The sequence below is a fragment of the Streptomyces sp. NPDC030862 genome, assembly GCF_055571835.1.
In genome coordinates this window covers 568,526-580,077 of record NZ_JBVIEN010000005.1, presented here as the reverse complement: position 1 = coordinate 580,077, position 11,552 = coordinate 568,526, and the positions used below count along the sequence as shown (strand labels likewise).

Below are 11,552 nucleotides of genomic sequence, written 5' to 3'. Positions count from 1 at the left end.
GTCGAGAATCGTGTCGCTGATCTGGTCAGCGATCTTGTCGGGGTGACCCTCGGTCACGGACTCCGAGGTGAACAGACGACGGGACACAACGCTCCCTGGGTTTGCAGCGGCTGCTGGCTGATCGTTTGCGGACCGGCAGGGGGCTGCGCCCCGCGTCGTTCCGAGGACAGTTTATCGGGCGCTCTCGACCGTCGGACCAGGTGTCTCGCACCGTGGGAGTCGGATTGGCCACGTACAGCCGTTCGTGGCTCGAAAACGATCCCGTTCTTGTCCAGAACGCCGGTCTTCTTACGGTTTCATCCCGCCGGAGGGGAACATGTGACATTCACCGGGCTTCTACCCGAGTCGCCCCAGACGGGGTACGACAAGGTCCCAGACGGTGTCCGCCAGGGCCTCCTTCGGGCCGTACGGTACGGGTGTCTCGGCGCCGTCCGCCGCCAGCACCACGGCCTCGCTCTCCTCGGCGCCGAAGGTCTTGCGCTCCCCCACCTCGTTGACGACGAGCAGGTCACAGCCCTTGCGGCGGAGCTTGTCCCGGCCGTTGGCGAGGACGTCGTCGGTCTCGGCGGCGAAACCGACGACCACCTGGTCGGGGCGGGCCCGGTCGGCGGAGATCTCGGCGAGGACGTCCGGGTTGCGGACCAACTCGACGGGCGCGGGCTCCTGGCCCTCGCGCTTCTTGATCTTGCCTTCGGCGTACGTGGCGGGGCGGAAGTCCGCGACGGCCGCGGCCATCACCACGGCGTCCGCGTCCGCCGCGGCCTTGAGCACGGCCTCGCGCAGCTGGACGGCGGTGCCCACGTGGACCACGTCGACGCCCGCGGGGTCCGGCATGCCGGTGTTGGCCTCGATGAGCGTCACCCGGGCCCCGCGGGCCGCCGCCGTGCGCGCGAGGGCGTACCCCTGCTTGCCGGAGGAACGATTCCCCAGGTAGCGGACGGGGTCCAGCGGCTCGCGGGTGCCACCCGCGCTGATGACGACGTGCCGGCCCACGAGGTCGGGCGCGGCGGCGCCCCGGGCGAGCACGCGACGGCAGACCTCGAAGATCTCGTCGGGGTCGGGCAGCCGGCCCTTGCCCGTGTCGGCGCCGGTGAGGCGGCCGACGGCGGGCTCGATGACGACGGCACCGCGGCGGCGCAGCGTGGCGACGTTCTCCTGGGTGGCGGGGTGCTCCCACATCTCGGTGTGCATGGCGGGCGCGAAGACCACCGGGCACCGGGCGGTGAGGAGGGTGTTGGTGAGCAGGTCGTCGGCGAGGCCGTGCGCGGCCTTCGCCAGCATGTCGGCGGTGGCGGGGGCCACGACCACGAGGTCGGCCTGCTGCCCGATCCGGACGTGCGGGACCTCGTGGACGTCCGACCAGACCTCGGTCGAGACGCAGTTCCCGGAGAGGGCGGACCAGGTGGCGGCGCCCACGAAGTGCAGCGCGGAGTCGGTCGGGACGACGCGGACGTCGTGGCCCGACTCGGTCAGCCGCCGCAGCAGCTCGCACGCCTTGTAGGCGGCGATGCCGCCGCTGACGCCCAGGACGACCTTCGGCTTGTGCACTCGTGCCTCCTCAAGGCATTTCCCACCGCGATGGTGCACCCCACGGCGCACCACCGGACACATCTCATGACACACCACAGGCCCGGCGGTGGGTACCGCCGGGCCTGCGAACGACGTGCTGATGCTGAAAAGCGCTGCTTCAGTGCGCCGGGCCCTCAACGGCCTCGGACGTCAGCAGGCCCGCGTTGATCTCGCGCAGCGCGATCGACAGCGGCTTCTCGTGGACGTGGGTGTCCACCAGCGGACCGACGTACTCCAGCAGGCCCTCACCGAGCTGCGAGTAGTACGCGTTGATCTGACGCGCGCGCTTGGCCGCGTAGATCACGAGGCTGTACTTCGAGTCCGTGGCCTCGAGCAGCTCGTCGATCGGCGGGTTGATGATGCCCTCGGGCGCGGTGATGGAAGAGGACACGCTCTACCTTCCGAAAACTTCTGGAAATGGGACAAAGATCAAACAACTTGCATCAAGGCTAGCAGCTCACGCGCTACGTCCTCGACCGAGGTGTTGACGAGCGTGGTGTCGAACTCGGATTCGGCGGCGAGTTCGATCTTGGCGACCGCGAGCCGGCGCTCGATGACCTCCGGCGGCTCGGTGCCGCGCCCGGTCAGGCGGCGGACCAGCTCGTCCCAGCTCGGCGGGGCGAGGAAGACCAACTGGGCCTCGGGCATCGACTCGCGGACGAGCCGGGCGCCCTGGAGGTCGATCTCCAGCAGGACGGGCTCGCGCGCCTCCAGCCGCTCCATGACGGCGCGGCGGGGGGTGCCGTAGCGGTTGCCCGCGAATTCGGCCCACTCCAGCAGCTCGCCGTTGGCGATCAGCTTGTCGAACTCGTCATCGCTGACGAAGTGGTACTGGACGCCGTCCCGCTCGCCGGGTCGCGGCTTACGGGTCGTGGCGGACACCGACAGCCAGACCTCGGGGTGCACCTTGCGCATATGAGCGACGACCGTGCTCTTGCCGACCCCGGAGGGGCCGGAGAGCACGGTCAGCCGCGGACGTACGTCCGATGTTGCAGCCATGGGGCGATTATTCCAGGTTTACCTCGATGCCCCGGACCGGCCCCGGCGGTCAGGCGCCGGAGCCACCGAACTCGCGCTCCAGGGACGCGATCTGGTTGGAGCCGAGCCCCCGCACGCGGCGGCTTTCGGAGATGCCCAGCCGCTCCATGATCTGCTTGGCGCGGACCTTGCCCACGCCCGGCAGCGACTCGAGGAGGGCGGACACCTTCATCTTGCCGATGACGTCGTTCTTCTGACCCTGCTGGATGACGTCGTGGAGGGAGGCACCGGAGTGCTTGAGTCGATTCTTGACCTCGGCCCGCTCCCGGCGAGCCGCGGCGGCCTTTTCGAGCGCGGCTGCGCGCTGTTCAGGGGTAAGGGGCGGAAGAGCCACGCCTACGTCACCTCGGATGTCGAACTGTCGGATACGGACCGGTGAGGAACCTAGTCGGCCCACACCAGGGGAGCAACGAGCAACGCAGTGCACGTTGGCTCTGCGACGGAGACTAGCGGCCATGGCCGCCGGAGTCAGCGAGAACAGACGAAAAGTCCTGGTCAGCATCGCTCTACCACGACAATACGGGCATATCGGCCGGGTTTTGCGGCCTGTTCCCGCCCTCGTGACGTCAACAAGGCCGCGAGGAGCCTCACCGGATGCCGTGACGCAGCTCACACGGCGGTCTCACCCACCGGTCGCCGCGCGCACCTCGTCCGCGTACCGCACCGCCGCCTCGCGCAGCGCCGCCGCCTCAGGGCCGTGGCGCAGCACGCCGCGGCTGACGTTGGGCACGACGTTGCGCACGGCCGCGCCGAAGACGCCCGGGAGGTCGGCCGGGGTGGCGCCCTGCGCGCCGATGCCGGGGGCAAGCAGCGGGCCGTTGATGTCGAGGTCGTACGAGGAGAGGTCGCCGAGCGTCGCGCCGACGACCGCGCCGAAGGAGCCGAGCGGGGTCTCCCCCGCGTTCTCCTCGGCGAGGTGGGCCAGCATCGTCGCGCCGATGGTGCGGCCGGCCGGGTCGTCGGTGCGTACCGCCCGCTGCACCTCGGCGCCCTCCGGATTCGAGGTGAGGGCGAGCACGAACAGCCCGGCGCCGCTCTCGCGCGCCAGGTCCACCGCCGGCTTCAGCGAGCCGTACCCGAGGTACGGGGAGACGGTCAGGGCGTCCGAGAAGAGCGGGGCGTCCTTGCGCAGGTAGGTCTCGGCGTACGCGGCCATCGTGGAGCCGATGTCGCCGCGCTTGGCGTCCATGACGACCAGCGCGCCCGCGTCCCGAAGGTCCGCGACGGCGCGCTCCAGGACGGCGATGCCGCGCGAGCCGAACCGCTCGAAGAAGGCGCTCTGCGGCTTGAAGACGGCGACCGTGCCGGCGAGGGCGTCGACGACGGTGCGGGTGAAGGTCTCCAGGCCCGCCACGTCGTCGTTCAGGCCCCAGGCGGCCAGGAGGGAGCTGTGCGGGTCGATGCCGACGCACAGCGGGCCGCGGGTGTCCATGGCGCGGCGGAGGCGGGCGCCGAAGGGTTCGAGCGGGCTCATACGGTGGCCTTTCGGGTGTCGGCGCCGACGGCCTCGGCGAGGGTGGCGTACGGCGAGGCGTTCAGCCGGGCCGCGAGGCCCTTGTGGATCGCGCGGGCGTAGAAGGGGCCCTCGTAGATGAAGGCGCTGTAGCCCTGGACGAGGGTGGCGCCCGCGAGGATGCGCTGCCAGGCGTCCTCGGCGGTCTCGATGCCGCCGACACCCACGAGGGTGATGCGGTCGCCCACGCGCGCGTACAGGCGGCGCAGGACCTCCAGGGAGCGCTCCTTGAGCGGCGCGCCGGACAGGCCGCCGGTCTCGCTCGTCAGGTACGCCGGGGACTTCAGGCCCTCGCGGCCGATGGTGGTGTTGGTGGCGATGATGCCGTCCAGGCCGAGCTCGACGGCGAGGTCGGCGACGGCGTCGACGTCCTCGTCGGCGAGATCGGGTGCGATCTTGACGAGCAGCGGGACGCGGCGGCCGGTGACCGTGCGGTCGGCGGCCTCGCGGACGGCGCTCAGCAGCGGCCGCAGGTGCTCGACGGCCTGGAGGTTGCGCAGGCCGGGCGTGTTGGGCGAGGAGACGTTGACGACCAGGTAGTCGGCGTGGCGGGCGAGCCGCTCCGTGGACGTCACGTAGTCGCCGACGGCTTCGGCCTCCGGGACGACCTTCGTCTTGCCGATGTTGACGCCGACGACGGTCTTGAAGACCGGCACGCGCGCCTGGAGGCGGTCGGCGACGGCGGCGGAGCCGTCGTTGTTGAAGCCCATGCGGTTGATCAGGGCGCGGTCCGCGACGAGGCGGAAGAGGCGCTTCTTGGGGTTGCCGGGCTGCGGCTCGCCGGTGACGGTGCCGATCTCGACGTGGTCGAAGCCGAGCATCGCCATGCCGTCGATGGCCGCGGCGTTCTTGTCGAAGCCTGCCGCGAGCCCGAAGGGGCCGTGCATGCGCAGGCCGAGCGCTTCGGTGCGCAGCTCCTTGTAGCGGGGCGCGAGGGCGGCGGCGAGGAAGGTGCGCAGCACGGGGACGCGGACGGCGAGACGGATCCAGCGGAAGGCGAGGTGGTGGGCCTTCTCGGGGTCCATCCGCTTGAAGACCAGGTGGAAGAAGAGCTTGTACATGGTGTGTGTCCTCATGAACGACTTCATGAGAAGGGGGACACCGGTCTGTCTGCCGGTGTCCCCCTCCCCCGTGGGCTGTCAGTCCTCGCGGGCCGCGATCAGGTGCTGGGCGTGTTCCTGGAGGGAACGCACGCCCACACCGCCGTGGTTGAGGGCGTCGATGCCCTGGACGGCGGCGGCCAGCGCCTGGACCGTGGTCAGGCACGGGACGCCACGGGCGACGGCCGCGGTGCGGATCTCGTAGCCGTCGAGACGACCGCCGGTTCCGTAGGGGGTGTTGACGATCAGGTCGACCTCGCCGTCGTGGATCAGACGCACGATGGTCTTCTCCCCGCCCGGGCCCTCGCCCTCGGACTGCTTGCGCACGACGGTGGCGTTGATGCCGTTGCGCTTGAGGACCTCGGCGGTGCCGGAGGTGGCCAGCAGCTCGAAACCGTGCGCGACCAGCTCACGCGCCGGGAAGATCATCGAGCGCTTGTCGCGGTTGGCGACCGAGATGAACGCCCGCCCCTTGGTGGGCAGCGGGCCGTAGGCGCCGGCCTGCGACTTGGCGTACGCGGTGCCGAAGACCGCGTCGATGCCCATGACCTCACCCGTCGAGCGCATCTCCGGGCCCAGGACGGTGTCCACACCGCGGCCCTGGACGTCGCGGAAGCGCGACCACGGCATGACGGCTTCCTTGACGGAGATCGGCGCGTCCAGCGGGAGGGTGCCGCCGTCGCCCTGCTTGGGCAGCAGGCCTTCGGCGCGCAGCTCGGCGATGGTGGCGCCGAGCGAGATGCGGGCGGCGGCCTTGGCCAGCGGCACCGCGGTCGCCTTGGAGGTGAAGGGGACGGTGCGGGAGGCGCGGGGGTTGGCCTCCAGGACGTAGAGGATGTCACCGGCCATCGCGAACTGGATGTTGATCAGTCCGCGGACACCAACGCCCTTGGCGATGGCCTCGGTGGAGGCGCGCAGGCGCTTGATGTCGTGCCCGCCCAGGGTGATCGGGGGCAGGGCGCAGGCGGAGTCGCCGGAGTGGATACCGGCCTCCTCGATGTGCTCCATCACGCCGCCGAGGTAGAGCTCGGTGCCGTCGTAGAGCGCGTCGACGTCGATCTCGATCGCGTCGTCGAGGAACCGGTCCACCAGCACCGGCCGGGTCGGGGAGATCTCGGTCGACTCGGCGATGTACGTCTCAAGGCGCGTCTCGTCGTACACGATCTCCATGCCGCGCCCGCCCAGCACGTAGGAGGGGCGTACGAGCACGGGGTAGCCGATCTCGTCCGCGATCGCCTTCGCCTCCGCGAAGGTCGTGGCCGTGCCGTGCTTGGGCGCGGGCAGGCCCGCCTCGGCCAGCACGCGGCCGAAGGCGCCGCGGTCCTCGGCGGCGTGGATCGCCTCCGGGGAGGTGCCCACGACCGGCACGCCGTTGTCCTTCAGCGCCTGGGCCAGGCCCAGCGGGGTCTGGCCGCCCAGCTGGACCACGACACCCGCGATCGGGCCGGCCTGCTGCTCGGCGTGGACGATCTCCAGCACGTCCTCAAGCGTCAGCGGCTCGAAGTACAGACGGTCGGAGGTGTCGTAGTCCGTCGAAACCGTCTCCGGGTTGCAGTTGACCATCACCGTCTCGTAGCCCGCCTCGCTCAGCGCGAAGGAGGCATGGACACAGGAGTAGTCGAACTCGATGCCCTGACCGATGCGGTTCGGGCCGGAGCCCAGGATGATCACGGCGGGCTTCTCGCGCGGCGCGACCTCACTCTCCTCGTCGTAGGACGAGTAGAAGTACGGCGTCTTCGCCGCGAACTCCGCCGCACACGTGTCGACCGTCTTGTAGACCGGGCGCACACCAAGGGCCTGGCGGACCTCGCGGACGACGTCCTCCCGCAGGCCCCGGATCTCGGCGATCTGGACGTCCGAGAAGCCGTGGCGCTTGGCCTCGGCAAGAAGGTCGGCGTCGAGGCGGTCGGCGGCGGCCAGCTCGTCGGCGATCTCCTTGATCAGGAAGAGCTGGTCGACGAACCACGGGTCGATCTTCGTCGCGTCGAAGACCTCCTCGGGGGTGGCGCCGGCGCGGATGGCCTGCATGACGGTGTTGATGCGGCCGTCCGTCGGGCGGACCGCCTCGCGCAGCAGCTCGGCCTTGTCGCCGACCGGGCCGGTGAAGGTGAACTGGCTGCCCTTCTTCTCCAGCGAGCGCAGCGCCTTCTGGAGCGCCTCGGTGAAGTTACGGCCGATGGCCATGGCCTCACCGACCGACTTCATCGTCGTGGTCAGCGTGGAGTCGGCGGAGGGGAACTTCTCGAAGGCGAAGCGCGGCGCCTTGACGACGACGTAGTCGAGCGTGGGCTCGAAGGACGCCGGGGTCTTCTCCGTGATGTCGTTCGGGATCTCGTCCAGCGTGTAGCCGACGGCGAGACGGGCCGCGATCTTCGCGATCGGGAAGCCGGTCGCCTTCGAGGCGAGCGCGGAGGAGCGCGAGACGCGCGGGTTCATCTCGATGACGATGACCCGGCCGTCCACGGGGTTGACCGCGAACTGGATGTTGCAGCCGCCGGTGTCGACGCCGACCTCGCGGATGATCGCGATGCCGACGTCGCGGAGGATCTGGTACTCGCGGTCGGTCAGCGTCATCGCCGGGGCGACGGTGATGGAGTCACCGGTGTGCACGCCCATCGGGTCGAAGTTCTCGATGGAGCAGACGACCACGACGTTGTCGTGCTTGTCGCGCATCAGCTCCAGCTCGTACTCCTTCCAGCCGAGGATCGACTCCTCCAGGAGCACCTCGGTGGTCGGCGACAGCGTCAGGCCCTGCCCCGCGATGCGGCGCAGCTCCTCCTCGTCGTGGGCGAAGCCGGAGCCGGCGCCGCCCATGGTGAAGGAGGGGCGGACGACGACGGGGTAGCCGCCGAGGGTTTCGACGCCCTTGAGGACGTCGTCCATGGAGTGGCAGATCACCGAGCGGGCGGACTCACCGTGGCCGATCTTGGCGCGGACGGCCTCGACGACGCCCTTGAAGAGGTCGCGGTCCTCGCCCTTGTGGATGGCCTCCACGTTGGCGCCGATGAGCTCGACGCCGTACTTCTCCAGCACACCCTGCTCGTGCATGGAGATCGCGGTGTTGAGCGCGGTCTGGCCGCCGAGGGTGGGCAGGAGCGCGTCGGGGCGTTCCTTGGCGATGATCTTCTCAACGAACTCGGGGGTGATCGGCTCGACGTAGGTGGCGTCGGCGATCTCCGGGTCGGTCATGATCGTCGCGGGGTTGGAGTTGACCAGGATGACCCGCAGGCCCTCGGACTTCAGGACACGGCAGGCCTGGGTGCCGGAGTAGTCGAACTCGGCGGCCTGGCCGATGACGATCGGGCCGGAGCCGATGACCAGGACGGACTGGATATCGGTGCGCTTAGGCACGCTCGGCCTCCATCAGGGATACGAAACGGTCGAAGAGGTACGCGGCATCGTGCGGGCCGGCGGCCGCCTCGGGGTGGTACTGAACACTGAAAGCCGGCTGGTCCAGCAGCTGCAGACCCTCCACCACGTTGTCGTTCAGACACACGTGGGACACCTCGGCCCGGCCGAAGGGCGTGTCGGACGGCTTGTCGAGCGGCGCGTCCACGGCGAAGCCGTGGTTGTGCGCAGTCACCTCGACCTTGCCCGTCGTACGGTCCTGCACCGGCTGGTTGATCCCCCGGTGGCCGTACTTCAACTTGTACGTACCAAAACCGAGCGCGCGGCCCAGGATCTGGTTACCGAAGCAGATGCCGAACAGCGGCGTCTTCCGCTCCAGGACGGCCTGCATGAGGGCGACGGGGTGGTCGGCGGTCGCCGGGTCGCCGGGACCGTTGGAGAAGAACACCCCATCGGGGTTGACGGCGTAGACGTCCTCGGCCGTGGCGGTGGCGGGCAGCACGTGCACCTCGATGCCGCGCTCGGCCATCCGGTGCGGGGTCATGCCCTTGATGCCCAGGTCGATCGCGGCCACGGTGAACTTCTTCTCACCGATGGCCGGGACGACGTACGGCTCGGTGGTGGCGACCTCGGCCGACAGGTTCGCGCCCTTCATCTGCGGCTGCGCCTGCACCTTGCCGAGCATCTCCGCATCCCCGCCGATCGCGTGACCGGAGAAGATGCCGACGCGCATGGCGCCGCGCTCGCGCAGGTGGCGGGTCAGGGCCCGGGTGTCGATCCCGCTGATACCGACCACGCCCTGGGCGGCCAGCTCCTCGTCCAGCGTGCGCGTGGCGCGCCAGCTCGACGGGATGCGGGCAGGGTCGCGGACCACGTAGCCGGAAACCCAGATCTTCTTCGACTCCGGGTCCTCGTCGTTGACGCCGGTGTTGCCGACGTGCGGCGCGGTCATCACCACGACCTGCCGGTGGTAGGACGGGTCGGTCAGGGTCTCCTGGTAGCCGGTCATGCCGGTGGAGAAGACGGCCTCGCCGAAGGTCTCCCCCACGGCCCCGTAGGCACGGCCGCGGAACGTGCGGCCGTCCTCCAGGACGAGTACGGCGGGAGTCTTGGCAGCTCCCCTGGTGGAGGTCGTCATCGTGCGGTGCCTTCCGTCGTGCTTGCGTGGTTCATGGAGTTGATGGCCTCGACCCAGGCCGTGTGCTCGGCCGCCCGGTCCGAGCGGAAGCCGGAGTCGATCAGCTTCTCGCCGTGCGCCCAGGTGACGATCAGCAGACCGCCCTCGGCGAGGACCTTGCCCGCGATGCCCTTGTCGAGCCGGGCCTCGCGAAGCTGCTCCGCCGGGACGAAGAAGTCGCGCGCCCCGGGGCGTACGACCTCCAGGCCCACGTCGGTGAGGGTCAGCTCGACGCGGCTCCGGGTGCCCAGGCCGTGGGCGACGATGCGGTCGAGCCACTGCCCCGCGGTGGTGGATCCGTGGTAGCGGCCGCTCATCGTCAGTTTCGCGGTGCCGGGGGTCTCCGGCATTCCCGGCAGGTCCGGGAGGTCCGACTGGAGGGCGCCGCGCCACTTCCAGCCCTGGCGCATCAGCCAGTAGACGAAGGCCACGAAGAGGAGCAGTCCGGCGACCCAGCCGAGCCGGGCGGCCCAGTCGGTCACTTCTGCGGATTTCTGCTCCGCGGCCAGTTCGAAGAGTGTCACGCCAGCTTCCCGTCCATGAGCGTCGCCCGGCCCCGCAGGAAGGTGTGGGTGACACGGCCCGGCAGCTCGCGGCCCTCGTAGGGCGTGTTGCGGCTGCGGGAGGCGAAGCCCGCGGGGTCCACGACACCACGGTATGCCGGATCGACCAGCGTGAGGTTGGCGGGCTCACCAGCCGAGACGGGGCGGCCGTGGCCGGTGGCGCGGCCGATCCGCGCGGGCTTGAAGGACATGCGGTCGGCGACGCCGGCCCAGTCGAGCAGCCCGGTCTCGACCATGGTGTGCTGGACGACGGAGAGCGCGGTCTCCAGGCCGACCATGCCCATGGCGGCCGCGGCCCACTCGCAGTCCTTGTCCTCGTGCGGGTGCGGGGCGTGGTCGGTGGCGACGATGTCGATCGTGCCGTCGGCGAGCGCCTCGCGCAGCGCCATCACGTCGCGCTCCGTGCGCAGCGGCGGGTTGACCTTGTAGACGGGGTTGTACGAGCGGACCAGCTCGTCCGTCAGGAGCAGGTGGTGCGGGGTGACCTCGGCGGTGACGTCGATGCCGCGGGACTTGGCCCAGCGGACGATCTCGACGGACCCGGCGGTCGACAGGTGGCAGATGTGCACGCGGGAGCCGACGTGCTCGGCGAGGAGCACGTCGCGGGCGATGATCGACTCCTCGGCGACGGCCGGCCAGCCGCCGAGACCGAGCTCCGCGGAGACGACGCCCTCGTTCATCTGGGCGCCCTCGGTGAGGCGGGGCTCCTGGGCGTGCTGGGCGACGACGCCGCCGAAGGCCTTCACGTACTCGAGGGCGCGGCGCATGATCACGGCGTCGTCGACGCACTTGCCGTCGTCGGAGAAGACGGTGACGCCGGCGGCGGACTCGTGCATGGCGCCCAGCTCGGCGAGCTTCTTGCCCTCCAGGCCGACGGTGACGGCGCCGATGGGCTGTACGTCGCAGTAGCCGTGCTCCTGGCCGAGCCGGTAGACCTGCTCGACGACACCGGCGGTGTCGGCGACGGGGAAGGTGTTGGCCATGGCGAAGACGGAGGTGTAGCCGCCGGAGGCGGCGGCGCGGGTGCCGGTGAGGACGGTCTCGGAGTCCTCGCGGCCCGGCTCGCGCAGGTGGGTGTGGAGGTCCACCAGGCCGGGCAGCAGGATCCGCCCCTCGGCCTCGATGACGGTCGCGCCCTCGGCCGACAGGCCCGTACCGACCTCGGCGATGGTCTCGCCGTTGATCAGGACGTCCTGGGCCTCGCCGCCCAGCACCTTCGCACCACGGATCAGGATCTTGCTCAT

11 protein-coding genes are annotated in these 11,552 nt (G+C 70.3%); all 11 read right to left on the bottom strand.

Annotated elements, in window-relative coordinates; translation table 11 throughout:
- Nucleotides 1-87: S-adenosylmethionine synthetase N-terminal domain-containing protein (locus ACZ42X_RS17205; RefSeq protein WP_468290178.1), on the bottom strand; the 87-nt coding region annotated here is incomplete at its 3' end.
- 249 nt (nucleotides 88-336) lie between these two features.
- The gene (gene coaBC, locus ACZ42X_RS17200) at nucleotides 337-1,548 is read right to left on the bottom strand and encodes a bifunctional phosphopantothenoylcysteine decarboxylase/phosphopantothenate--cysteine ligase CoaBC (RefSeq protein WP_468290107.1); all 1,212 of its coding nucleotides are present in this window, start codon (nucleotides 1,546-1,548) and stop codon (nucleotides 337-339) included.
- A 139-nt stretch (nucleotides 1,549-1,687) separates the two neighbouring features.
- The gene (rpoZ, locus tag ACZ42X_RS17195) at nucleotides 1,688-1,960 is read right to left on the bottom strand and encodes a DNA-directed RNA polymerase subunit omega (RefSeq protein ID WP_355367345.1); all 273 of its coding nucleotides are present in this window, start codon (nucleotides 1,958-1,960) and stop codon (nucleotides 1,688-1,690) included.
- A gap of 38 nt (nucleotides 1,961-1,998) precedes the next feature.
- Nucleotides 1,999-2,568, bottom strand: coding sequence for a guanylate kinase (gene gmk / locus ACZ42X_RS17190; protein WP_468290103.1), 570 nt, complete (start codon nucleotides 2,566-2,568; stop codon nucleotides 1,999-2,001).
- A gap of 49 nt (nucleotides 2,569-2,617) precedes the next feature.
- Nucleotides 2,618-2,941: an integration host factor gene (locus ACZ42X_RS17185; protein ID WP_355367339.1), complete on the bottom strand. Its 324-nt coding sequence runs from the start codon at nucleotides 2,939-2,941 to the stop codon at nucleotides 2,618-2,620.
- 288 nt (nucleotides 2,942-3,229) lie between these two features.
- Nucleotides 3,230-4,081: an orotidine-5'-phosphate decarboxylase gene (pyrF, locus tag ACZ42X_RS17180; protein WP_468290100.1), complete on the bottom strand. Its 852-nt coding sequence runs from the start codon at nucleotides 4,079-4,081 to the stop codon at nucleotides 3,230-3,232.
- Nucleotides 4,078-5,181 (bottom strand): quinone-dependent dihydroorotate dehydrogenase, encoded by a 1,104-nt coding sequence (locus ACZ42X_RS17175; protein ID WP_468290175.1) that lies wholly within the window; start codon nucleotides 5,179-5,181, stop codon nucleotides 4,078-4,080. Before ACZ42X_RS17175 ends, pyrF begins: the two co-directional genes overlap by 4 nt.
- Nucleotides 5,182-5,259: 78 nt before the next feature.
- Nucleotides 5,260-8,571 (bottom strand): carbamoyl-phosphate synthase large subunit, encoded by a 3,312-nt coding sequence (gene carB, locus ACZ42X_RS17170; RefSeq protein WP_468290097.1) that lies wholly within the window; start codon nucleotides 8,569-8,571, stop codon nucleotides 5,260-5,262.
- Nucleotides 8,564-9,706 (bottom strand): glutamine-hydrolyzing carbamoyl-phosphate synthase small subunit, encoded by a 1,143-nt coding sequence (gene carA / locus ACZ42X_RS17165; protein WP_468290094.1) that lies wholly within the window; start codon nucleotides 9,704-9,706, stop codon nucleotides 8,564-8,566. The genes carB and carA overlap by 8 nt, the downstream gene beginning before the upstream one ends.
- Nucleotides 9,703-10,269 (bottom strand): PH-like domain-containing protein, encoded by a 567-nt coding sequence (locus ACZ42X_RS17160; protein ID WP_468290092.1) that lies wholly within the window; start codon nucleotides 10,267-10,269, stop codon nucleotides 9,703-9,705. The genes carA and ACZ42X_RS17160 overlap by 4 nt, the downstream gene beginning before the upstream one ends.
- Nucleotides 10,266-11,552, bottom strand: a complete 1,287-nt coding sequence (locus ACZ42X_RS17155; RefSeq protein WP_468290089.1) for a dihydroorotase — start codon at nucleotides 11,550-11,552, stop codon at nucleotides 10,266-10,268. Before ACZ42X_RS17155 ends, ACZ42X_RS17160 begins: the two co-directional genes overlap by 4 nt.